At 42.2% G+C, this 25,073-nt stretch carries 21 protein-coding genes; 7 read left to right on the top strand and 14 right to left on the bottom strand.

The features are described 5' to 3' along the window. From PULV_RS07550 to PULV_RS07540, 3 genes are read right to left on the bottom strand one after another with little or no spacing between them, the layout of a single operon-like run. Nucleotides 1–795, bottom strand: coding sequence for a CLCA_X family protein (locus tag PULV_RS07550; protein ID WP_193331359.1), 795 nt, complete (start codon nt 793–795; stop codon nt 1–3). Then, on the bottom strand, nt 792–1,388 hold the full coding sequence (locus PULV_RS07545; RefSeq protein ID WP_193331358.1) for a tRNA-uridine aminocarboxypropyltransferase: 597 nt from the start codon (nt 1,386–1,388) through the stop codon (nt 792–794). The genes PULV_RS07550 and PULV_RS07545 overlap by 4 nt, the downstream gene beginning before the upstream one ends. A 31-nt stretch (nt 1,389–1,419) precedes the next feature. After that, a complete protein-coding gene (locus PULV_RS07540; protein WP_086742281.1) occupies nt 1,420–3,498 on the bottom strand; it encodes an EAL domain-containing protein in 2,079 nt (692 codons plus the stop codon). Nucleotides 3,499–3,668: 170 nt separating this feature from the next. On the opposite strand from PULV_RS07540, the gene PULV_RS07535 reads away from it, so the two are divergent. Together PULV_RS07535 and PULV_RS07530 are read left to right on the top strand one after the other, a co-directional pair. Continuing rightward, entirely contained in the window at nt 3,669–4,013 is a 345-nt protein-coding gene (locus tag PULV_RS07535) for an Hpt domain-containing protein (protein ID WP_086742280.1), read from the top strand. Between the two features lie 81 nt (nt 4,014–4,094). Further along, on the top strand, nt 4,095–5,309 hold the full coding sequence (locus PULV_RS07530; RefSeq protein ID WP_086742279.1) for a pyridoxal phosphate-dependent aminotransferase: 1,215 nt from the start codon (nt 4,095–4,097) through the stop codon (nt 5,307–5,309). An 18-nt stretch (nt 5,310–5,327) separates the two neighbouring features. Here PULV_RS07530 and PULV_RS07525 read toward each other — a convergent pair whose 3' ends face one another. From PULV_RS07525 to PULV_RS07495, 7 genes are all read right to left on the bottom strand, one after another. After that, complete coding sequence (locus tag PULV_RS07525) at nt 5,328–6,002, bottom strand: M15 family metallopeptidase (RefSeq protein WP_193331357.1); 675 nt, start codon at nt 6,000–6,002, stop codon at nt 5,328–5,330. Next, nucleotides 6,002–7,135 carry a succinyl-diaminopimelate desuccinylase gene (gene dapE, locus PULV_RS07520; protein ID WP_086742277.1) on the bottom strand — a complete coding sequence of 378 codons (1,134 nt, stop codon included), beginning with the start codon at nt 7,133–7,135 and terminating at the stop codon, nt 6,002–6,004. Before dapE ends, PULV_RS07525 begins: the two co-directional genes overlap by 1 nt. After that, entirely contained in the window at nt 7,132–7,476 is a 345-nt protein-coding gene (locus PULV_RS07515; RefSeq protein ID WP_193331356.1) for an ArsC family reductase, read from the bottom strand. Before PULV_RS07515 ends, dapE begins: the two co-directional genes overlap by 4 nt. Nucleotides 7,477–7,493: 17 nt before the next feature. Continuing rightward, nucleotides 7,494–8,006, bottom strand: a complete 513-nt coding sequence (locus PULV_RS07510; protein WP_193331355.1) for a PTS glucose transporter subunit IIA — start codon at nt 8,004–8,006, stop codon at nt 7,494–7,496. Then, nucleotides 8,006–8,392, bottom strand: coding sequence for an ACT domain-containing protein (locus tag PULV_RS07505; RefSeq protein WP_086742275.1), 387 nt, complete (start codon nt 8,390–8,392; stop codon nt 8,006–8,008). Before PULV_RS07505 ends, PULV_RS07510 begins: the two co-directional genes overlap by 1 nt. A gap of 464 nt (nt 8,393–8,856) precedes the next feature. Then, entirely contained in the window at nt 8,857–11,004 is a 2,148-nt protein-coding gene (gene pta / locus PULV_RS07500; protein ID WP_193331354.1) for a phosphate acetyltransferase, read from the bottom strand. Continuing rightward, nucleotides 11,004–12,206: an acetate kinase gene (locus PULV_RS07495; protein WP_193331353.1), complete on the bottom strand. Its 1,203-nt coding sequence runs from the start codon at nt 12,204–12,206 to the stop codon at nt 11,004–11,006. Before PULV_RS07495 ends, pta begins: the two co-directional genes overlap by 1 nt. A 166-nt stretch (nt 12,207–12,372) precedes the next feature. Here PULV_RS07495 and yfbV point away from each other — a divergent pair, with 166 nt between their 5' ends. Then, on the top strand, nt 12,373–12,819 hold the full coding sequence (gene yfbV, locus PULV_RS07490; protein WP_086742272.1) for a terminus macrodomain insulation protein YfbV: 447 nt from the start codon (nt 12,373–12,375) through the stop codon (nt 12,817–12,819). Nucleotides 12,820–12,838: 19 nt separating this feature from the next. Here yfbV and PULV_RS07485 read toward each other — a convergent pair whose 3' ends face one another. The 4 genes from PULV_RS07485 to xthA all read right to left on the bottom strand — a co-directional run bounded on the left by PULV_RS07485 (nt 12,839) and on the right by xthA (nt 15,979). Then, a complete protein-coding gene (locus tag PULV_RS07485) occupies nt 12,839–13,564 on the bottom strand; it encodes a hypothetical protein (RefSeq protein ID WP_086742271.1) in 726 nt (241 codons plus the stop codon). 66 nt (nt 13,565–13,630) lie between these two features. Further along, a complete protein-coding gene (rlmA, locus tag PULV_RS07480) occupies nt 13,631–14,482 on the bottom strand; it encodes a 23S rRNA (guanine(745)-N(1))-methyltransferase (RefSeq protein ID WP_193331352.1) in 852 nt (283 codons plus the stop codon). Beyond that, complete coding sequence (locus PULV_RS07475) at nt 14,479–15,120, bottom strand: energy-coupling factor ABC transporter permease (protein ID WP_193331351.1); 642 nt, start codon at nt 15,118–15,120, stop codon at nt 14,479–14,481. Before PULV_RS07475 ends, rlmA begins: the two co-directional genes overlap by 4 nt. Nucleotides 15,121–15,175: 55 nt before the next feature. Next, a complete protein-coding gene (gene xthA, locus PULV_RS07470) occupies nt 15,176–15,979 on the bottom strand; it encodes an exodeoxyribonuclease III (protein WP_193331350.1) in 804 nt (267 codons plus the stop codon). A 188-nt stretch (nt 15,980–16,167) separates the two neighbouring features. On the opposite strand from xthA, the gene recC reads away from it, so the two are divergent. From recC to PULV_RS07450, 4 genes are all read left to right on the top strand, one after another. Further along, on the top strand, nt 16,168–19,425 hold the full coding sequence (gene recC, locus PULV_RS07465; RefSeq protein ID WP_193331349.1) for an exodeoxyribonuclease V subunit gamma: 3,258 nt from the start codon (nt 16,168–16,170) through the stop codon (nt 19,423–19,425). Next, the gene (gene recB, locus PULV_RS07460; protein ID WP_193331348.1) at nt 19,412–22,972 is read left to right on the top strand and encodes an exodeoxyribonuclease V subunit beta; all 3,561 of its coding nucleotides are present in this window, start codon (nt 19,412–19,414) and stop codon (nt 22,970–22,972) included. Before recC ends, recB begins: the two co-directional genes overlap by 14 nt. Beyond that, a complete protein-coding gene (gene recD / locus PULV_RS07455; protein ID WP_193331347.1) occupies nt 22,965–24,773 on the top strand; it encodes an exodeoxyribonuclease V subunit alpha in 1,809 nt (602 codons plus the stop codon). The genes recB and recD overlap by 8 nt, the downstream gene beginning before the upstream one ends. A gap of 144 nt (nt 24,774–24,917) precedes the next feature. After that, nucleotides 24,918–25,073, top strand: coding sequence for a hypothetical protein (locus PULV_RS07450; protein ID WP_176365097.1), 156 nt, complete (start codon nt 24,918–24,920; stop codon nt 25,071–25,073).

Below are 25,073 nucleotides of genomic sequence, written 5' to 3'. Positions count from 1 at the left end.
CTAACCTTTAGTTTCGAGTAAATCGGCGAGTAAGTTAAAGTACTGAGCAAGTGTGTCACCGAATTTACGCTGAAGTGCTGGGCTTGGAAAAGCATTCAACTCAGCGAGTTTACTTTGCTTTGTCCCTGACACTAGGTAGGCGTTTTTAATTTGTGTTCTACTTTGTATCCATGCTTCAAAAGCTCTGGCTGTTAACTCTTCAGGTAAACTGAAATAATTCATCTGTAATTGTTTATCCAAAGAGATGGCATGATGAACATAGTCACTCGGCTGACATAAATCTTCGCTCAATAAAAGGGTTTGATAAACGTCGTCAAGTAAGGCGTTCAATGGGTGGGAAATATTAGCGGCCTGCTTTAACCAGGTACTTGAAGCAAACTGTAAAGGTGTATCGGGAGAAAGTAAAAACGGGCATATATAGTGGTCAAATGCGTGCCACCACTCATGAGCTAGCGCTCCTGCACCTGCATTTTTAGCTAAATATAAGCAACGCTCAAGGCTATTGTAATGAGCTTGGACACCTAATTGCCCACCTGTACCAAAACTCAAACTTAGTTGCTGCCGCAATCCAATAACTTTGCTGGGGACGTTTAATAACCAAGCTAAATCAGCCAATGCGTCATAAATTAAGTTTGCGGCTAATTGTTTTTCCTGTTTATCCACCCATTTACCGACGGTCAGGTTTTTAAATCCGAAATGGTGCTTGATATGTAAAAAATCGACATCTTGACCAGTACGATGATCTGGACCTCGGCGATAGAGACCTTGTTTTAAACGGTTTAATTTGGTTGTCATGGGCCAAAGTGATATCGAGAACGAATATGTGGTGGCATCGCATCAAATTGCTGTTGCATCATCGCATCGAGCAAAGCATATAAAGGTGCAACCTCGATGTTTTCAAGGGTGGCTAAGCTATAGGCAACGGCTTCTAGAGTCGATAAGCTATCAGCCCGAGGCGCTTTACGCAATGTGTAACGAGAAGTCGGTAAAACAGCAAAGCTCAAAAATGGATAGCGTGTTAACCAGTTGTTTAATTGCAATAACTTAAATGCTTTTTTCCAAGTTCCATCAAGGAAAATTAACGTCTCCACTTGTGTTGATGATTGCGCGTATTCTTCGAGCATGACCGCTTTCTCATCTGGATAAACCACAAACGTACTCGATTGATCTAAGCTGTGTAATGGCAAAAAATCTTCTGGAGATTCTCCAATCCAAATTTCGGCATTTTGCAAACTTAATTGTAGTAAACGTGCGGTATTTTTAGCTGCTTTGACTTCGCTTGGGTGCTGCAAAATGATAATACGCGTGCGATGCGTAAGCTGGGTTACTACATCGCATAAACAGTGTGATTTTGGGTAATGACAGTTTTCGCATAAAGTGCGTGACATAACTGAGTAACATTGTGGTATTTGAGCGTTATTATACGGTACTTTTTAAGAAAGACTCAAACACATCATTACGACTCGGCTTGGCGATCAGGTAACCTTGATAAGCATCACATTTAATCTTGATCAGATAATCAAGCATGGTTTTGTTTTCAATACCTTCGGCTAAAATATCAATATTCAGCGAGCGAGCAGCCTCGATAATACCAATGATCAGAGGTAAGCTTTGAGTGGCGTTGTTATGAAATAACTGTTTGTCTAACTTGATCCGATCGATAGGGTGGTGATGTAAAATAGCTAACGAGGAGACACCCATGCCAAAATTATCAATGGCAATTTTTACTCCCAGTTCCTTGAGTTCTTTGAGTATTTTTGAGGCGCGTTTACTGGACAGTAATAAGGTTGATTCTTTGATATCCAGTTCCAGCATGCTGGCGTCTAGCTCAAAGCGGTTGAGTTCATTGCGTAGCATTTTGATTAAACTTGGGTGGTAAAAAAAGGACTGGGAAATATTGACCGCCAAAGTGACATCGTCATTGATTAATTCTTTTTGTAACCATGCTTTTCGTTGGCGACATGCCTCGTGTATTACCCAGCGCTCTATTTCAGTAAAACAGCCGTCTTGTTCCATCACACAGATAAATTGTTTGGGAAGCATTGCTTTACCATTTAATCGCCATCTTAACAGTGCTTCAACACTGACCAAGGCTTGCTCAGAAGTCGATAAGCTAGGTTGAAAAAACAGTTCGAGTTCGGTGTAATCTAAGCCTTTATCAAGCTCATTTTGTAATGTTGAATGACGTTTTTGCTCATGACTGTGCTGATAAATTTTAATGGAACCACGAGTCATTTTTTTAGCTTGATACATCGCAGAATCAGCGCGTTTATATAACTCCTGCTGGTCTATCTCACCTTTAGTAATACATGCCCCGACACTGGCTTTTGGGATAATTTCATGGCCATTTAATAGGGTCGTTTGCTCAAGCTGATTAACTAATTTTTTCAGCAAATCACGGCATTGTTCATGCGAATCAAGCTGCTCAAAAATAATGCAAAATTCATCGCCACCTAAGCGGGCGACTGTATCGGTCTTTCTGATTGATTGCGATATTCGTTTTGCAACTATCTTAAGTAACTTATCACCACTTTGATGACCTAACGAATCGTTGATTTGCTTAAATTCATCTAAATCAATTAAAACCATGGCCATAAATTGCTGATTTCGTTTACTTCGTCCTAAAGCTTGTTCCGTGCGATCTTCTAATACTAAACGATTTGGGATTTGCGTTAGTGGATCGAGTCGAGCAATTTCAGATAACTGTTCTTCTTGTTGTTTAAATGAACTGACATCCCTAAGTTGGGCGAGATAAAAAGGTTCCGCTGGGTGGTTTATCTTTGTGATGGACATTTCATAGTGGCAATGGGCAAGCGCTGGACAATGTTTTAAAGGAAGCCATTGCTCACTGTGAGTGAGACCAAGCTGTTCAAGGGCTGAACTAAGCGTGTAATCTCGTAAATTTAATTCGGGTAATAACTCTGTAATATCAATCAATGGAGAAGCAAAAATTTTCTTAACGGCCTGATTATAATCGAGGATCAGCCCTTTTTCATCAAATGTGAGTAATCCTTGCTGAATGTGTTCAACTACACTGCGTAATTTACTTTCAGATTGCTTGAGTGCTTTGCTCATCTGTAATAGTGATTGAGCACGTTGATTTGATTGCTCCTGCCGATACAAAGTGTCAGAGACATTAAACACCTCTATTTGGCAGTATTGTGTCGATTGATATTCAAAAATTGATAAATGGAGCTGCTGGCAAATAGGAAGGCATTTAACACTGTCGAATAAAGGCAATGTAAATGTATCTTCTGGAGGAGATAAGCAGATTGGCTGCTGATGTCGAAAACATTCACTGACAGCATCAGCAAAAGAGCTGTGGGTTTCAAGTCCCAAAGCACTTAGAATTGATTTATCTTGATATTCGTTTAAGTCAAGTCCTGTTCTGGTTGCTAGCCACTTGTTAAAATAAAGAATGTTAAATTGCTCATCAACAACTAAAACACCGTGTTGCGAGTGGGACAAAAGGGAATCAAAAAGGTGCAAATTATTCATCCGTGAATAGCCTGGAAAGTTATTTTTATATTTTATTAGCTGCTGATTATAGTGGTTTTTTGGATAGATACCAATTTATAAGCTCGGTTTAGGAATTTTTAAAGATAAATTGGGTTTTTATCTTAGTTTGTTTACACTAAGAATAAGGTTAACCAATTAAGGATATGGACATGCCCGATGTAACCATTGATGAAAACGCGTTGGTGAGTATGCAGTCACTGTTAGGTGAGCATTTTGAAGCTACGTTGTCCTTTTGTCATACTGAATTTGATCGCTTGCATAGTGAACTAGAAAGTAGTTTTCATTCAGATAATGAAACCGCGATTAGAAATTCGCACAGCTTAAAATCCAATGCGGCGCAGTTTGGTGCTGTCTCTTTGGCTGAAATAGCAAAAAATATCGAACATTTATTGCTTGAAAATAAACTCAAAGAAGCAGAAGAATTTTTGGTGCAACTTGAACCGCATATCCTTGCTACAAAAGAGAAAATGACGGCTTGGTTAATAAATCAATAAACTTGAATTAAATTCAGTCTTTAGCTCTTTTGCTCAGAATCTATTTCGGCTAGTCTAGGCCTATATCAATAGGGGTTAACTATGCCAATAATTAAAAAAAGTAACAAATTAGAGGGTGTCTGTTATGACATCCGCGGGCCAGTGTTAAAACAAGCTCGAAAAATGGAAGATGAAGGTCAAAAAGTACTCAAGCTCAACATTGGTAACCCTGCCGCTTTTGGTTTTGATATGCCAGAGGATATGCACAAAGATATAGTGCGAAACCTATCTGCTGGACAGGGATATTGTGATTCCAAGGGGCTCTATTCTGCCCGAGTTGCCATTTACCAGCATTACCAACAAAAGAACTTTTCGAATCTGGATGTGGATAATATTTTTATTGGCAATGGCGTCAGTGAACTTATTCAAATGAGCACACAAGCGTTGCTCAATTCTGGGGATGAAGTTTTGATCCCTGCTCCTGATTATCCACTTTGGACGGCCTCAGTGCGACTTTCTGGTGGTACACCGGTTCATTATTTGTGTGACGAAGTGCAAGATTGGTTCCCTGATATTGCCGATATTCGAAGTAAAATCACCTCTAAAACCCGTGCGATAGTGCTCATTAATCCAAACAACCCTACAGGAGCTGTCTACGATGAAGCGCTACTGCAGGATTTGCTTGGGCTTGCGCGAGAGCATAAATTATTGGTTTTCTCCGACGAAATTTACGAAAAAATTCTCTATGATGGTGTGGTCCATACCTCTATCGGCTCGTTATGCGATGATTTGCCAATTATTACCTTCAATGGTTTAGCTAAAACCTATCGTGCTGCTGGCTTAAGAATGGGTTGGATGGTGCTCAGTGGTAAATTGTCGGGAATAAGCGATTATATTCAAGGGTTAGATATTTTGGCATCCATGCGCTTGTGTGCGAATGTGCCAGCGCAGTTTGCGATTCAACAAGCTTTGGGTGGCGTGCAATCAATCGATGACTTGATTAAGCCAACAGGGCGCTTATATCAGCAACGTGATATTGTTTGGCAAGGCTTAAATGCGATTGAGGGCGTGTCATGCACTAAGCCTAAAGGGGCGTTGTATGCATTTGCGAAATTTGATCGTGCAAAATTCAATGTGCATGATGATGAAAAGCTGATTTTTGATTTATTAATGCAAGAGAAAATATTACTAGTTCATGGTCGGGCGTTTAATTGGCCAGAGCCTGATCACTTTAGATTGGTTTTTTTACCTCATCAAGATCAACTTAAACCCGCTTTAGCGCAAATGGCGAGGTTTTTTGATGGTTATCGCCAATAACCTTTAAAATGCGCCAAACTATGTATTTGGCGCATTAATATTGACAATATATTGCTGATAGATTTCTGGTAGGTGCTTTAAAATCTCGGCTTTACCAGCAATATCAGCTTGATTAAGTACTTGCGTTAACACGTTCACATCTAATTGTTCCGCTATGTGTTCGCTTTGCCTGATGTGGCTGATATGCCAAGGCTCTGCCGCCACTCCTCCTGAGTAGCTTTGATAAGGTTTAAAGAAACCCAAGTCCGGAAGTTGCTCGTTTAACCACAGGTTGAACGAATAAAAAGGGCCGCCTTTCTCATATTCATGTTGTTCTAATTTCACTTGATAGTCGTCGCTGACTGCATTGCTATCATAAATATCAAGATCAGTTCCCCAGTGGTGGCGACTTGCGCCCGGCAGTGCCGAGAAGAGTAAAATAGCAAACACACGTTCTCGTTCAGATAGCTGACTCATATCAACTTGCTGCTCATACTTATCCAGAACAGGACGCACACCATTAAATTTATTATTCCAAATGATTAATTGGCGCTCAAAACTGCGAAAGCTTGATGCAATCGCCAATGAAAACCCAGCTTTTTGTGCTGCGGCGTGTAAGCGAATTAAATCAGGGACAATTGCTGTATGGACTAGATGACCCTGAAAATCAGTTAAATGATCTTCATGTGTCCCGCAAGCTAAGGTGGACATCATCAAGCTAATAACTCAATTAAAATGTGATAATACATGTCGGTAAGTTTTTCTAAATCTTCGACACTGACACATTCATTTACTTTATGGATAGTGGCATTACACGGCCCTAATTCAATTACTTGCGCGCCTGTTTGGGCGATAAACCGTCCATCAGAGGTGCCTCCTGTCGTCTGCAGTGATGGGGCATAGTGCGCAACGTGCTCAATGGCTTTGACTGTGGCATCGACCAATGAACCCGCAGAGGTTAAAAAGGGCAAGCCATTGAGTGTCCAATTAATTTCATAGTCAAAACCATGATGATCAAAAATAGACACCACCCGAGACTTTAATTCATCTGCGGTCACTTCAGTACTAAAACGAAAGTTAAATTGTAAATCCAGTTCACCCGGAATAACATTACCCGCACCGGTACCACTATTGATGTTAGAAATCTGAAAGCTGGTAGCAGGGAAGAACTCATTACCCTTATCCCACTGTGTTTGAGATAATTCGGTTAAGGCTGGACTGACTAAATGAATTGGGTTTTTAGCCAACTGCGGATAAGCGACATGACCTTGGATGCCTTTGACTTTCACAAAACCTGTCAGTGAACCTCGTCGACCATTTTTTACGACATCGCCCACTTTATGACTGGATGATGGTTCGCCCACTAAGCACATGTCTATTTTTTCATTGCGAGCTTCTAATGTTTCGATGACTCGGGGTGTGCCATTTATAAATGGCCCTTCTTCATCTGAGGTAATAAGAAATGCAATAGAGCCTCGGTGATCAGGGTAATCAGTGACAAATCGTTCCGTGGCGACAATCATTGCGGCAAGCGAGCCTTTCATATCGGCTGCGCCCCGGCCATGCAAATAACCATCTTGGACTAAACCACTAAATGGCGGTAAATGCCAAGCAGACTCTGGCCCTGTTGGCACGACATCAGTGTGGCCGGCAAAACAAAACAAAGGCGATTGCGTGCCTTTGCGAGACCACATATTTAAGGTATCGACAAAAAAGAGTGATTCATGTTCAAAGCCAATCGCAGTGAGGCGCTCAGCCATAAGTTGTTGGCAACCTTCATCTAAAGGGGTGACAGAAGGCCGCTGAATTAACTGTTGGGCGAGCTCTATAACAGCTTGTTTACTCATGCAAAAATCTCTTGATATTGTTCAGCTTTAAACCCTAAATGCATGTGTTCTTGATGGACAAGAAGTGGGCGTTTGATCATTGCTGGATGTTCCAGCAACAGAGCTAATGCCGTGTCTTTATTGAGGCCCGCTTTTTGTTCATCAGTCAAAGCGCGATAGGTAGTGCCTCTTTTATTTACCAGTTGCTCCCAGCCTAGCTGTGCTTCAAAGGTTTGCAATAATTCTGCAGTGAGGCCTTGCTTACGATAGTCATGAAATTGATAAGAAACATTCTGGCTATCGAGCCATTTTTTGGCTTTTTTTATCGTGTCACAGTTGGCAATGCCATACATTAAAGTCATACATAATCCTAAATTGCTCAGCGACGTTGTTTCGCTGTAATGTGAAAAAGAATATCGTTTGGTGCAAGAACTTGTTGATGACTATAGTAAATTCCACCTAACTTTTGGTGGTTAATAATGGTCACCGCGACATGAATAGGTTCTTTTACTTGACGAAAATCGGCATAAAATAATAAAGATTTAGCCGTAAATGATTGTTTTTGATTGATATAGTAACGTAAGCCATTTAGAGGTAAGTAGCGCTCGTTAATATCAAGAGAAATTAATAACTGTATGCCTTGGCGGGATTTTAAAATGAACTCTGTGCCACCCGCTCTTATTTGCTCTACAGTTCCATCAAATGGGGCATAAAGTTTGTGCCCTGTCATTAAAAGCATCACTCCACAGCCCAATATACCGCGAGAGAAGAGCGCAACAGGGTGATGCTCAAGTGGAAAAACTTTACCGGACACAGGGGAATAGATAGGTAAGCCCAGACCTTGAACTTGATTTTCATTGGCTTTTATTACTTGTTTGTGAACGGCCATCATTAGATATTGGTCACTCTGTAGCCACTTTTACGTAAGCTTGACACGGCCTTGCGGATTGCCTCTTGTTTCACTAACACATAATCGGTATCAAAGGTTGAAATCGCAAAAATAGATATCTTTTCAGCGGCCAGCACGCCAGATATATTTGATAAAATACCAGTTAATGAAAAACCAAGCGGGCCGAGTACTTCAAAGGCAGCCCAACCTTCTTCGCTCTCGTTACTGTCTAAAGGAATCGAATCAGGACAAACAATAGAAAGCTCATCGTAGGTTTTGGCTATGAAATAAATAGGTGCATTGTACACCGCCGAAGGAATGGGCTGTGATGGGTCAAAGCTGTGAATGGTAAATGTCTCATTCATTAATTCTAAAGTTTGTTTTGACATAATGCATCCTTGAGTGACATCAATCATTATTGTGCGTCTATAACAGCAGCCACGCAAGAGGCAATAAATAAATAGTTAAACATTTATAACTATAATATTCTGTTTATCAGCAACTTAAACTAAACATAAGTGTTTGGCTAAATAGCTTGATTGTTGGCATATCAACATGATGAAACATTCATGACTAAAAAATTAAAAATAGGCGCTAAAAGCTTGAGTGGCCAACAAACGAGTAAAAACGGTGGTTTTCTTGATTATAAATAACACTAAAATTATTAATTAGTTGAATTCACACTCATTTGTTTTCCACAAAAACTGTGGATAACCTTGTTAATTAGTCTATTCTAAATGCGTATAGCTATGATTTAATTGATTAATTATGATTGGCACAAAATTTGACTTGTTTGTAACGCAGAGATTTATGCAATAAGTACGATAAATGGTACTTATTGCATAAGACAAATTTAATTGACAGTTTGAGTCGCTTGGATAGCTGTGAGGGCAATGGTATAAACAATGTCATCGACTAACGCGCCGCGACTGAGATCGTTTACAGGCTTACGCATGCCTTGCAGCATCGGACCAATGCTAATTAGTTTAGCGCTTCGTTGCACAGCTTTGTATGTGGTGTTCCCCGTATTCAAATCTGGAAAAATAAAGACAGTCGCTTTGCCTGCCACTAGGCTATTGGGCGCTTTTTTCTGTGCAACACTTTCCATTATCGCGGCATCATATTGCAAAGGGCCATCAATAATTAAATCAGGGCGTTTTTGTTGAGCCAATTGTGTGGCTAATCTCACTTTTTCGACATCTGCACCGACGCCTGATGTACCTGTACTGTAACTGATCATCGCGACTTTAGCTTCAATACCAAACGCAATGGCAGAGTCAGCAGATTGAATCGCGATATCGGCTAATTGCTCGGCACTGGGATCGGGGTTGATGGCACAATCACCATAAACCAACACTTGATCAGGCAGCAACATAAAAAATATGGATGAAACTAACGAGGAGCCAGGCGCGGTTTTAACCAGTTGCAAAGGAGGGCGGATGGTGTTGGCTGTGGTATTCACTGCACCAGAGACTAAGCCGTCCACTTCATTATTAGCGAGCATCATCGTCGCTAAAACGGTATTGTCTAGTAACTGCTCTTGAGCAATGACTTCAGTCATTCCTTTATTTTTTCGTAATTCAACTAAAGATGCAACGTAGTTAGCACGAACGGTTTCAGGCTCAATAATACTCACTTTATCATTGAGCTGCACACCTTGTTGTTCTGCAATTCTTAAAATTTCATCACGTTCACCAAGTAATATTGTATGTGCAATGCCTCTTTCGCCACATATTGCAGCGGCTTTGATTGTTCTTGGCTCTGTTCCTTCAGGTAACACAATGGTTTTATTTGCATTGCGAGCTTTATTGGTGAGCATATGGCGAAAGGCTGGAGGAGACATTTTACGTGTTCGCTCTACGCCCATGGTTAGACTATGCAGCCAATCACTATCTAAATGTGCGGCATTGTGGTCTTTTACTCGCTCTATGCGTTGCTCATCGTCAGTGGGTACTTCCATATTAAAGTTATGCAGTAATAAAGAAGTGCGCCAAGTATCGGCTTGAGTGGATAAAATAGGGAGCCCAGTAGCCATAGCTTGTTCACACAGCTTAATAATTCGTGCTTCTGGTTTGAAACCACCAGTTAATAAAATAGCGCCAATCTTAGTGCCATTCATGGCCGATAAGCAGGCCGCAACTAATACATCGGAGCGATCGCCCGGTGTGACCAGCAATACCCCTGGATTAAAATGATTTAAAATGTTTGAGACCGTGCGGGCACAAAACGTGACACTTCTTAGGCGACGATGGGCCATATCTCCTTCATTGACAATCTCAGCATTCAAATAGCGGGCTAAATCAGAGACACGTGGTGCAACTAATTCAAAATCCCACGGCACACAGCCAAGCAATTTAAACGATTGTTGTGTAAAAACGGGCATGGAGGCTAATCGCGTGAGCTCATGAGCAAGATTATCAGGTTCGAATAAGTCAGCCAGATCTGCTCGAGCTCGACCTTCTTCATCTAAAGGAGCATTCACTTTATTAAAGATGCAACCCAACACTCGCTCATTTTCTAGGCCGCCATAAAAGCTGGCTGCAATTTCAAGCCTGTCTTCTATTTGATCAAGTGGATCATTACCGGGCGTCAATACAAATACAATTTCAGCGCCTAAAGCTTGTGCTATCTCACGATTGAGTCGCCCTGCATAAGGTTGTTTACGGGTCGGGACCATCCCTTCAATGATGGCGACTTCGCCTTCGCTGGCACTTGATTCAAATCGTGTGATCACTTCTTCGAGTAAAATATCACCTTTACCATCGCCAATCATTTGTTCTGCGTAGTGTAAATCAAGGGGCAACGCAGGCCTGATATTCGATCCGAGTTTCACAATTTCTGTTGATTTTTCTGGGCCTTTATCACCCGCACGGGGTTGAGCTATAGGTTTAAAAAAGTTAACTTTCACCGCTTTTTGCTCTAAAGCACGCACCAAACCCACAGACACTGAGGTGAGACCAACACCTGTTGAAACAGGAATTAACATAATGCGATGTGACATTAAATGACCTCCAGCGCTAGGGCGGCGGCATCACGTGCAATCATCCATTCTTCATTGGTTGGGATAACCAAGGCTTGAGGGCCCGTTTGGTTCGAGGTAATCACCCCAGATTGACCAAAACGAGCTTGACTATTGGCTTGCTCATTTAATTTAAAACCAAAAAAGTTTAATGAATCAATCACTTTTTGACGAATTAATTGCGAGTTTTCACCAATGCCTCCAGTAAAAATTAATCCATCAAGTGTGCCAAGTGGCACAACGTAAGCGGCAATTTGCTTGGCAAGGCGATAACAAAACACTTCCAGCGCAAGGCTTGCTTGAGCATTGCCCGCTAGATGGGCATCTTCAATTGTGCGGCAATCATTTGAGAGTTTACTTAACCCTAATAAACCACTTTGTTTATTTAATAATGTATCTATTTTAACAGCACTATATCCGAGCTGTTGGGTCAGAAAATTAAATAACCCGGGGTCAATATCGCCACTTCGTGTGCCCATTACGACTCCTTCAAGGGGGGTTAATCCCATACTCGTATCGACACTGACACCATTTTTGATAGCAGTGACTGAGCAGCCGTTGCCAAGGTGAGCGCTGATCAATGCCAATGTCTCAAATGGTTGTTGTAAGACTGTGGCCGCTTGCTTTGCTACATAATGATGACTTGTGCCATGAAAGCCATAACGACGCACACCATGTTGTTGATAAAGCTCGTAAGGTAATGCATAAAGGTAGGCATGTTTGGGCATGGTTTGGTGAAAAGCGGTATCGAAGACAGCGACTTGAGGTAATGTATCAAATGCTTTTTCGGCAGCTTCAATCCCGACGAGGTTGGCCGGATTATGCAGAGGGGCCAAACTAATTGTATCTGCGATCACTTGTTTTACATGCTCAGTGATCACCACTGATTGAGTGAAATGCTCCCCGCCATGGACAACTCGGTGCCCGACGGCAATGAGAGAGTGTTCGAGTTTATTGGCTTTAATAATGTCAACTAATCGAGTAATCGCTTGTTGGTGGCTGGCATTAGCAATTAAAGACTCAGTCTGCTTTTGGCCCTGATAACTATATTTAAGGCGTGCATCTTCACTTATGAGGCATTCGGCAAGGCCAGTGATGAGTTCATCACCTGATTGTGCATCTAAAATAGCAAACTTTAAGCTTGAACTGCCGCAATTGAGCACTAAAACATGTTGATCTAACATTTATGTTATCCCATATAATGAGGTGTACCAGCGAAAAAAAAGCCACGAGATGCCTGCATTTTCATGCAGTGTTGTGAGACTATGGTACACTTGAGTTATCTAAGAGGTAATTTTAACCTAAGTTATCGCATAAGGTTAAATGTTTAGGATCATTTGAGGAGTCCCTATGCAAAAAAGTATTATGTCTCAGCTCAACGATGGTCAGCAATACAGCAAAATATGGCCAAACAATGTGGCCTTAGCTCCTATTTTTCCTGAACGTCGTGTCATTAAAGCGACTCAATTAGCATTGAAAGTCATGCCTATGTTGGCGGTGTTCAGTATTTTTGTACAAGTACAGTTTTTTGGCAGCCAGTTTTTACCTCAAGCCTTAACCTTTGCGTTATTTTTATTATCGATGCCATTACAAGGTTTATATTGGTTAGGCAAACGGGCTAATACCACATTACCGCCATCTTTAGCGTCTTGGTATCGAGAATTACAGTCAAAAATGCAAGAGAATGGCTATCAACCGACAGTGACCCGTGCACAACCTCGTTTTTACGAGCTTGCCCACTTATTAAAAGAAATGTTTGAAAAAATGGATCAGGCTTTTACAAAGGAAATTTTCTAGTCCGCACTTTGAGACACGCTCAACCTTGATTCGAGTTGAGCTGTTCTTGTTCTAAATACGCTTTGATTGAAATTATATTATCTGCAGCGACACTAATAGGTTCTTTAAACTGCCCTTGTGAGTTCATAAGTTGATTGATGTTTTTTTGATGGTGACGATAAAAGCCGGCAAGGGCAAATTCAATCAATTTAACGCTTGGGAAAAAACGACACAAAGTGCCTTTTTTGAGCTTTGTTCGCTCAGTTTGATTTAACTTAAATGTCAGTTCAATTTGCTGATGTTTATCTAAGGTTTGCGCGTACGCTGTGGCTAAAGCATCCTCTATTTCGGTGATTGCTTCTTGCAGGTTATCGGGCAACACAGTGCCATCACTGGCTAAAAACTGACAGGTGACAGGCTGAGATTTGATTGAACGCTTAAATTCTTGATGGCCTAAATCTGTCAGTACATTTTCATAAATGATTAACCACCATAATTCCTCTTTCCACGCATTAATAAAGGTGTCTGTAAATAATTCAAAAGAGGGTGTCTGCTCAAAAGGCAAAATTAAAATATATTGGCTGGTTTTATCTATCGCGATAATTGTTTTGGTGTTGCCGTGTACATGGAGATGACAGTACCAATTCATTGTGAGGTGTTCTAAAAAATAGGGGAGTTTAACATTGATGTTATGCGGGTTGCTCGAACACTCCTGCGATACAAGATAGGCGTATAAATCATTGGATAAAGCAATGTCACAATGCATCTTTGTTCTCCCTTTGATAACCCAATCAATTGTATAACAAAGATGCAATTCGACTATTACAGCCTATTACACTGAATCGAGGAGAGAGGGAATGTTGCCAACTCGTTCAAATCGAGTGAGATAAAACTCGAGTGTAACGTTAATATGCGCCAGCTGCGACAGTGCCTGCCAATGTTCAGGGCGAAACTTCCAGGCAAAAGGCGTCATCATAACGAGGTGCTTAGCCATATCGACTTCAAGAGTGACGTGATGGGTGAGAACTTGTTGCTCTACTTGCATAAACCCTTGTGGGCACGCAATAGGAGTATGCTGTTCAACATTTTGATAAATAATACTTTTTAGTTCTTTCAAATGCCAAGGGCCAGGGCTTGCAACTAGCAATATCCCCGCTGATTGGCCTGAGTCTGGTACTTGGGCGAGCCTGGCTAATTCATTGTCAAACAGGGGAGCAAAAACACTGACAAGGGCTGCCGCTGTGCCATCTGCAAAAGGTGTTTGTGCAATGGATGCAACACTAAAATGACAATCTGGGTAGCGTTTTGCGGCATATTTCACTGCAGGTTTTGATATATCGACCCCATACACCTGACATGTCTGAGCTTGTTGCTTGAGTGCCTGAGTATAAAACCCTTCACCACAGCCTAAGTCGATAACGGTACTGTCTGCGGGCAAATGGCTTAGTTGCTGCGCAATGGCTTGTTGTAAAAACTGATAATGGTTTGAGGCTAAAAAAGCACGCCTAGCTTGTACCATATCTAAATTATCACCCGGATCTTTCGATTTTTTGTGTTGAACAGGCAGCAAGTTCACATACCCTTCTTTAGCATAATCAAAACTATGCTTGTTTTCACAGCGTAAGGTTTTGTCGTGTAATGTGAGTGGGTGCTGGCAAATAGGGCAGCGATAAGCCATCGTCATTGTGCTAAATAGTCCTTATCATAAAAGGTTTTGACCCAGTGCGGGCGGTAAATAATCAGCAGCGTTATGACCATGCCATTAATGGTCGCCTCAGGAAACCAAATGAGGGCAGCTAACACGGTGTAATTATCAAAAATAGTCGGCCAATCATATTGAGCCAGCGCATAAAACAGCAGTGAGTTTGTTAAAATATGCACCACAGCGGTCAATGCTGCAGTTAAAAAGCTACCAATAAAAATATAAACAAATACATGGCGTGGTAAAAAATGGTAGCAAAGTAAAAAGACTGCATAAGTGATTAGTATGGGCATAATGGCCGTTGTGAGCCCATAGAGGCCAATCTGTGACATTGGCACTACATCAAAAAGGGTTAATAACACCAGAGCAAGCGTGCTGATAAGCACGGCAAACCGCCAGCCAAACACTAACGTCACAGTGCACATCGCTAATAAATGCACCTCTAATTGTGGGTAAATACCTGCTTTAACTGACCAAAGCCCTGCAATGATAACGCTCGAGGCCAGCACACAGTGCTGCAAAGTGGAATGAGTCAATAATTGAGTCCATGTCAGTTTGTTTATCGCGAAAAGCAACACCGCGAGATACAGTAAGATGCAAAAAGATTCAAATATTGGCATAGCGAGTGACCATGTTGTTGGGCGTGAACTAAGGTTGCGTCACGCCCAAGAGTGATTAGTTAAATTCGGACCAAATAGGGGCATGATCTGAAGGTTTTTCAATCCCTCGTAATTCATAGTCAATACCAGCATCAATACAGCGTTCAGCCAATCCTTTTGTTGCCAGTACCACATCGATACGCAGGCCACGATTGTCATCAAAGCCTTTTGAGCGATAGTCAAACCACGAATAACGATCACTTGTGTCAGGGTGAAGGGCACGAAACGTATCAACAAAACCCCAATTCAGTAAATCACTTAACCATTGGCGTTCTTCTGGTTGGAATGAACACTTACCTGTTTTTAACCAACGTTTTGCATTTACATCGCCAATGCCAATGTCTAAATCGGTCGGGGAGATATTAATGTCACCCATCACCACAAGCTGGCTGTTGGCATCTTCATTGGCAAGGTAAGTCATTAAATCTTTATAAAACTGTCGTTTATACGGGAATTTAGTTTCATGGCTAATATTGTCCCCTTGTGGGAAATACCCATTCATAATTTTGACTGGTTGGCCATGTTTGTCTTCAACGGTCACAGTAATCATACGGCGCTGGGCATCTTCGTCATCTGTTGGAAATCCCTTTTCAACAGAGATAGGCGCTTGTTTACATAACATAGCCACGCCGTAATGGGCTTTTTGTCCATGAAAATAAACGTGATAGCCCATAGCTTCGACATCTTCGATAGGAAAAGCCTCATCATGGACTTTTATTTCTTGTAGGCCGATAACATCAGGTTGATGTTTGTCAATAATCGCTTGTAATTGATGAAGGCGGGCACGCAGGCCATTTATATTAAACGAGATGATTTTCATTCGCGGATCCCAAAAGAAATAGATAAGACAAGTAGCCGTCAATAGTAGCATTATTTATTAGACCAATAAATAATGCATGAGGGTTTATCGCGCCACAAAAGTGAGGGATTATGCGAAAAGTCATTAAGATTTTCAGGGATTTAATTTACACTGGCATTTGGAATCTCTCTTTGACGGATGCAAATTAGATGCTGCATATTATTCAATCAAATCGACTCGAAGTACTCGAACAACAAATGGCGCAGCTCTTGACTGATGAACCATTAAATACGGTGTTTGAGCAAGAGATCATCTTGGTGCAGTCACCGGGAATGGCGCAGTGGCTTAAAGTGAGTTTTGCTGAGCAGCACGGCGTGGTGGCGCAAATCGATTTTCCACTGCCGTCGAGTTTCACGTGGCGTCTTTATCAACAACTGTTACCCCAAGTGCCTGCTGAATCTGCATTTAATAAAAGCAATTTAACGTGGAAGTTGTTTGCCTTGTTACCCACTTGCTTAGACGATCCATTATTTTCACCGTTGCAGCGGTATCTCGCGAACGATAATGCGCAGCAAAAACTGTTCTCTTTATGTGAAAAAATTGCCGATGTGTATGACCAATACTTGATGTATCGTCCACATTGGCTCGCCATTTGGCAAGAAGGCACCGATGAGCTCTCTGATGTGTCTATTAGCCATGCCCCGTGGCAACCCAGTTTATGGCGCAAACTAGTGCAATACACCCAAGAGCTCGGACAAAGTCATTATCATCGTGCCAATATGCATGACGCATTATTAGAAGCATTAGCCAACGCACCCCGTTCAGCACTACCAGAGCGGATCAGTATTTTTGGTATTTCGGCGCTACCCAACGCCCAATTAGCGGTGTTTAATGCATTAGCCCAGCGGATCCCTGTTTATTTATATTTCTTTAACCCAAGCGAGCATTATTGGGGCGATATTGTCGATGAAAAAACTTTAGCCAAAATTCAGGTAAAATACGCCAAAAAACCGAATATTACCGCACAAGATCAGCAATATTATTTTGTCGGGAATCCGCTTTTGTCATCTTGGGGGAAACTGGGTCGGGATTATTTTGAGCAGTTGATGCAACAAGATGCACAGTGGCATGATTTGTTTATCGAGCCTACTTCGCGTCATTTACTCGGCGCTATCCAGCAAGAAATTTATCAGCTGGCCTTTAAGGGGGAATCTTTAGCAGATGATCCCAGTTGGTATATTTGTGATGAAGGCAAAATTGCCGTGGCTGAGCATGATAGCAGTGTTCGTTTTGCTGATTGTCATACGCCCTTGCGTGAAGTGGAAGTGTTGCATGACCATTTGCTTGATTTATTTAGTGCCGATGCCACGTTAACACCTAAAGACATTATTGTGATGATGCCGGATGTGGGCGCATACAGTCCTTATATTGAAGCCGTTTTTGGCTCAGCAACCCAAGAGCGGTATATTCCCTATGCATTGGCCGATTTAGCCATCGCGCAAGAAAAGCCGATACTGACAAGTTTTCTGCAATTAGTCGGGTTGCCATTTAGTCGTTTTGGCGTATCTGAAATACTCGATTTACTGCAAGTGAACACGATTGCAGAAAAGTTTGCCATTAATGCCAGTGAGCTGGATCAAATTCGTTATTGGCTTGAACAAGTTGGGGTGAAATGGGCGCTCGATGCTGATCATAAAGGGGAGCTTGACCAACCTCAGTTTTCTCTCAATACCTGGCGCCATGGTCTGCAGCGTTTGTTATTAGGGGTTGTACAACGCAACGAAGATTGTGACTTTCAAGGGATTTATCCGGCCGACCAAGTTGAAGGAATGGCCGCTGGGTTACTTGGACAGTTAGTACAGTTTATTAGCGCCTTGGCTGATTTTAAACAGCGCTTAACGCCTGATGCAACATTAGGCGAAAAAGCCGATATTCTGCAGCAATTATTAACCGCGTTTTATGATCAAAATTCCGAACAATCATGGGATTTATTGCAACTCGATAGTGTAATAGCTGATTTAGCCAAACACGATGCAAATAACGACTACAAAGGGCTTGTTTCGCAGCGGGTCATCGTGACGTTGATTCAACAAGGGCTCAACCAAAGTGGTGTTGGGCAACGTTTTTTAGTTGGCCAAGTCAACTTTTGTACACTGATGCCGATGCGTTCAGTGCCTTTTAAAGTTGTCTGTATGCTCGGCCTCAATGATGCGGATTATCCGCGCAGTGTTCAACCTATGGGGTTTGACCTATTGCCCCATAGTTTGCGACAAAAAGGCGATCGCTCTCGTAAATTGGACGATCGTTACCTCTTTTTAGAGGCCTTACTCAGTGTGCGTGAGCATCTGTATATTAGTTATATTGGTCGTTCGTGCTTTGATAACAGTGAGCGAGTACCGTCAGTGTTAGTCAGTGAGTTACTTGAGTATTTAACGCGCAGTTTTTATCAGCCGCAAATGGCAGGCAAGCCTATTTTTCCTGCTAACTTGATCACTCAGCACCACTTACAACCTTTTAATCCGGCTTATTATTCACAGCAGCCACAAAGTTATAATCCAACGTGGCAAATTAAGTCCTATGAGCCGCAGCCCAGCGCTCCAGAGATTATAATGCCCATCAGTGACGACATAGAGCTCACTGCATTTGTGCGCTCACTCTGCCAAGTTCAAGAAAGTTTCTATCGTAATACTCTGGGTGTGAAGATTGCACAGTTTGATGAAATCAACAAAGACGAAGAGCCTTTTTCGCTTAATCACTTACATCGCTATTTTTATCTTGATGAAATGCTCGAAGCGGCGCTACACGATAAGCCCCTCAACAGTGAGCAAATACTGCAACGGGGTGATTTACCTTTATCCCATGTTGGGGCACTGACTTATGATCAAATGCAAACTCGTATCAGTAATATGATTACTAGCTTGCGGGCCCATCAAGTCACGCAATTTGATGAGCCGATAGAAGTAAACGTGCAATTAGGAGCGTGTCGATTACAAGGTTGGTTGAGCCAAATTGTTAATAGAAAACAAGTGTTTTATCGTAGTGCCACCATTAAAGCGAAAGACAAAATTAAAGCGTATTTGTATCACTTAGTGGCCAGTGCTAGTGAGGCCGTCACACAAACATGGGTGATTGGCCTCGATAGCGAATGTGTGTTTGATACCATTGATGCCAATGAAGCGATGCACGCATTGCAGCAGTGGCTAGCGCTTTATCGAGAAAGCCTACAGCGACCCATTCCATTTTTTCCTGTGGCCTCGTTACTGTATGCCCAAGAGCAAGATTTTGGCAAAGCGATGAGTAAATTTTCCGGTGGTCAGTACATTGGGGCAGGCGAAGCTGAAAACCCTTATGTTGCGTTGGATTTTAGTGATCTTAGCCCCCATCAAGACGCCTTTATTTATTGGAGTGACACGCTACTTAAGCCTTTAGTCGACAAAATAGAGGAGACAAAACATGCAAGTGCTTAATCCTGTAACTATGCCGTTGACAGGCGCATCCTTAATCGAAGCCAGTGCGGGTACGGGTAAAACCTACACTATTACCGCATTATATATTCGGCAATTATTGGGGCTACAAACCTCAGAGCCCAACAATGAACCACTCAGTGTTGAGCAGATCTTAGTGGTGACATTCACAGAAGCAGCCACCGCTGAAATTCGTGACCGCGTTCGTACGCGCATTATTGATGCCCGAGATGCATTAATGGGCGCGCCCTGTCACGATCCATTGTTAGCTGAAATTTTGACCCAGATCAGCGATCCTAAGTGGGCGTATTCTTTACTCGATGCCGCAGCAAAATCCATGGATGATGCCGCTATTTTCACTATTCATGGTTTTTGTCAGCGCATGCTCAAACAGCATGCGTTCGAATCTGGGGTGGCGTTTAATTTAAATTTTATTCTTGATCAGTCAGAGTTATTACTCGAGGCATTAAAAGATTATTGGCGTGTGTTTGTTTATCAATTAGATAAACAAAAAACCCAAACAGTCTTAAACCTTTATCCGGCTCCGCAGAGCTTATATAAAAAAGTATTTAGCTTATTGGCAAGGCAAACTGCGACTGTGATCCCACAGTATAACCTTGCGCAAATGTGGCAACTGCAAGATGACTATCACAGTGCATTAAAACACTTTAAACAAGAGTATTTAGTCAGTGATTTTGCAGCGAAAATAGCTAAATCAGATATTAAGAAAAACAAAGCGGCAGCCAAAGCGGCGAATCTCGATGCGCTGGTGGCATTTTGTCAAAGTGATGAGCAAGACTTTAGTTTTGGCTCGGCCAAAAATTCTTTTGAGACTTGGTCGCAAGCCGCGTTTGACCAAGACGACATGTACAAAAAAAATGGTCAACGCTTTAGCCACCCTTTGTGTGCGCAATTTAGTCAGTTAAGTCATTTACGACAAGCAATCAAAGAAGGGCTGCCACTTGCGATTGCTCAAGATGCCGCTTTGTGGGTAAAACAGGCGCTCATAACTAAAAAGCAAGATTTGAGCTTAATTAGCCCAGATGATTTGCTCACTTACCTTTATCAAGCACTGATGAGCGAAGGGGGAGAGGCGTTGGCAACACAAATTGCACAGTGTTACCCAGTTGCCATGATAGATGAATTCCAAGATACGGATCCGATCCAATATGGAATTTTCAGTCGAATCTTTTTAAATCAAGCGGCTTCGCTCATAATGATAGGCGATCCAAAACAAGCCATTTATGGCTTTCGTGGCGCTGATATCTTCACCTATATTGATGCTAAACAAGGGGTCGATACCCAGCAACAATATACCTTAGCGAAAAACTGGCGTTCAAGTCAGGGCATTGTAAACGGTGTCAATGCGTTATTTAGTCACCATGATAACAGCTTTATTTTCAACCAAGCGATCCCCTTTTTGACGGTGCAAGCTCATGGTAAAAGCCCAGAGCAGGCATTAGTCATAGATAAACAACCGGTCAAAGCGTTGGCGTTTTGTGTCCTTGAGCATGACAAACCTCTAACCAACAAAGCCTATGCAATGCCGTTGTTAGCCACCCAATTTAGCCAAAAAATTGCTGAGTTATTACTCAAAGCGCAGCAAGGGGAAGCCTTGATTGCAGGGCAGCCCGTTGAAGCCGCTGATATTTGTGTCTTAGTCCGCGACAGAATTGAGGCATCGGCCATGAAAACGGCTTTAACACAGGCAGGAATAGCCAGTGTTTATCTAGCCCGAGATGGCATTTTCAGTACTGCGCTTGCAACCCATATTCTTAATTTCTTAACCGCATTGCATGGCCAATATGATGAAGCTGCGTACCGGGGCGTGCTCGCCGGACCATTATTTAACCTCAGCTACCAACAAATATTTCAACTCAATGAAGACGAGCAGGCTTGGCAGCATTACCTGAGTTTATTTGCCGAATTAAGTGATATTTGGCATAAAAAAGGGGCGATGGCGATGATGGAGCGACTGTTGATGCGCAATAACCTCGCGGGACTGTGGCAATCCATCGATTTACCCGTGGAGCGTTGGTTGACTGATTTTAGGCATTTGTCTGAAATATTGCAGCAAAAGCAATTAGAGCTCGAGGGCAGTTTACGGCTGGTGCGCTGGCTGGCGCAAAGTATTGTTGATAACGACGGTGACAGCACACAACTTAGGTTAGAAAGTGATGCTAAATTAGTCAAAATTGTCACTATGCATGCGTCAAAAGGACTCGAGTACCCGATTGTCTTTATGCCGTTTGCGGTTGGTTTTAGAGAGGCTTCGGAGCAAATTTATCACCAAGATAATCAGCTTATTTATAATTTGATCAAAGATGATGAATCACAGGCGTTAAGCGAAAAAGAGCGCCTAGCAGAAGATTTGCGCTTGTTATACGTCGCGCTGACTCGCCCGGTACATCAGTGTTATATCGGCATGTACAATTTAGCCGTTGGCAATACCAAACGAATGATGATCCAGCGCAGCGCTCTTGGCCACCTATTATTTGCAGGCAAAGAGTTAACCTCTGCCGAAGATTGGCATGCCTTGTTAAACGCCTTTGTTGCTGAGCACAGCGATGACATGACAGTGCACTATTTTAGTGACGTTACAGAGACTACTCAATTATCACAACACGCGCAGCACACACTGTATCAATGTAAAGAATTTAAAGGGCGAATTGAGCGAGATTGGCGACTCACCAGTTTTAGTGCGCTGACTCATAATCAAGCGTCAGAACATATTACACCAGGATTTGAAGACGAGAGCCATGAGCTCGATTGGCAAGGGGAAGAAGAACAACTGCAATTAAACGAGTTTAGTTTTCCAAAAGGGGCGAAACCTGGTAGTTGCTTGCATGCAATTTTTGAGGAAATCGATTTTCAGCACCCTCACCAGCATCCATCCGATGCGACTAAAAACTTAGAGCACGTGGTTGAAACGCAACTAGCCCGATATGGCATCGATGAAAAGTGGCAGCCGACGGCAATCAAGTGGGTCGAAAGTATTTTAAGCTGCCCGCTCAACGAGCAAGGGTTATCACTGTCACAATTGCCGATGAGTCAATGTTTAATCGAGATGGAGTTTTATTTACCTATCTCGGGTTTATCGCCGGTGCAGATCAATCAAATTCTTGATTTGGTGACCGATGACAGCGCCATTCGAAATAACCTTCGCTTTGAAACTATCTCTGGTTTACTCAAAGGTTTCATCGACTTAATTTTTGTCTGGCAGGATCAATATTATGTGCTCGACTATAAATCGAATCATTTAGGGGATCAGGGCAGCGATTATAATCTTGAGAATATGGAGCAGGTCATGCAATCCCATCATTATCACCTGCAATATTTATTATACAGTGTTGCCCTGCATCGTTTGCTTAAACAGCGCATCAAAGGCTATCAAATTGAGCGAGATTTAGGCGGCGTATATTACTTATTTTTACGCGGTTTACCTACGCAGCAAGGCATTTATTTTAAACAAGTTGATACTGAGGTGATTTTAAAACTCGATGCGATTTTCGACAGCCAAAGACATCAAGAGGTGGTTGCGCATGTTTAATCAATTATTAGAACAAGAAAAAATCACCCCGCTGGATGTTGAACTCGCGCAGTTACTTGTTAGGAATGAATCAGATCCGCTTTTTTATATTGTGTTATTGCTCAGCAATACCAACGCGCGACAGCATACGTGTTTAACTTTATCAGAGATTGATTGGCATAATCCGTTTAACTTATCTGAGCCATGGTCGCCTTTTGCTGATACACAAAGCTGCATAAACGCACTTATGCAACATGACGCGGTCGGAGAAGACAAACCATTACGCCTGGTTGAAGAGCGCTTGTATTTTGCCCGCTATGCCGACTATGAAGCCACTTTGGCGCAGAGTTTATTGGCCATGACATCGCGAAAAATTGCGATCGACAAAACAGCCTTGAAGACTTTATTGGATCAATTTTTTGAACCCAGTGCACAAATTGACTGGCAAAAAGTCGCTTGTGCCATGGCCGTGCTCAATGCCTTTTGTGTGATTAGTGGAGGGCCTGGTACAGGTAAAACAACCACAGTGACTAAGTTATTGGCAATTTTACAATCTTTGTATTTATCGGTGCCGCTCAGCATTAAATTGGTGGCACCAACAGGTAAAGCGGCTGCGCGTTTAAGTGAGTCAATTCGGGATGCCAAAGTTAAGCTAGGGCTGAGCGAACAATTGGCGAATGTCATTCCTGAGCAAGCTCAAACAATTCACCGCTTACTGGGGGTGATCCCTCAATCTAATAAGTATCGCCATAACAAAAGTAATCCATTACACCTTGATGTGTTAATTGTTGATGAAGCCTCGATGGTGGATTTAGCATTAATGGCAAAATTGGTTGAAGCGTTACCCAGCCATGCGCGTTTGATATTGTTAGGTGATAAAGATCAGCTCACCTCGGTCGATACTGGGAATGTTTTGGCGGATATTTGCCAAGATTTACAGCTTGGGCAACCGCCTGCGTATTCAACTGAGCAAGTGGCCACGTTAAATCAGTTATGCTGCCAATCAGGTTCAGAGCAATTACAAAGTCAGCCAACCACTTATAAGTTGGCTGACTACATAGCTTTTTTGCAAAAGAGCCATCGCTTCAATCAACACAGTGGCATCGGCCAGTTAGCAAAAGCAGTCAATAGCAACGATAAAGCCCTCTTGGCTGAGATTGAAAAACAAGGTTTTGCAGAACTGACATTTTATGACTTATCGACCCAGTACAAAGCTGCGATTATTCGCTGCGCACAAGCTTATAGTGTCTATCTAGATTTGATTGCACAACAGGCTGAGCCGAGTGCGGTTCATGATGCATTTTTACAATATCAATTATTGGCCGCAGTTCGTGAAGGCAATTATGGGGTCAGCAAACTCAATAGCGAAATCGAAGCGCAGTTGGCGCGGATGGGTAAAATCACTCCATCACATCGTCATTATGTGGGGATGCCGCTAATGATTAGTCAAAATGATTATCAGCTGCAATTATTTAACGGGGATATCGGTATTATCATGCCCGATCAGGAGGGCCAGTTAAAGGCGGTCTTTATGGGAGAGCGTGGGCAAGCGCGATATTTTTATCCGGCCAGATTACCAGCACATGAAAAAGTCTATGCAATGACGATTCATAAATCGCAAGGCTCTGAATTTGCTCATACTGTGATGATGTTACCGCCTCAGCAGCAAGCTAAAATTGGGGTCAATCGTCAGTTGGTTTATACGGGGATCACCCGCGCCAAACAGTATTTTGATTTAGTGGCTCAACCACAAGTGCTAAAAATGGCGATGAGTAAAGCGTTGACGCGAAGCTCAGGGTTATATCAGCGGCTTCAGCAATAAATGAAATCAGATGCATTAATCAGCTTTTACGTCCGTCGAGGCTGATTAATGAACGAGAGTGAACTGTGACTTTTCATAACAACATTATGAATGTGGCATTGGCTATGCATTAATCAGAGGGTTAAAACTCAGTTGGAGATTGCTATGTTAAGTCATTCTTATTGTCGCGCCCTTGAAGTGAGAGTATTTAAAAAAAGCAAAGAAATTAAACGCTTAAAAAGTCAGTTATTCTTTTTTAGACTCATCAGTATCGCGTTTGTGTGTTTGTTTATTATCAGTCAAATTCACATGGGCGCGTGA

The organism is Pseudoalteromonas ulvae UL12, assembly GCF_014925405.1.
Lineage (GTDB): Bacteria > Pseudomonadota > Gammaproteobacteria > Enterobacterales > Alteromonadaceae > Pseudoalteromonas > Pseudoalteromonas ulvae.
This window is presented reverse-complemented; position numbering and strand designations above follow the sequence as displayed.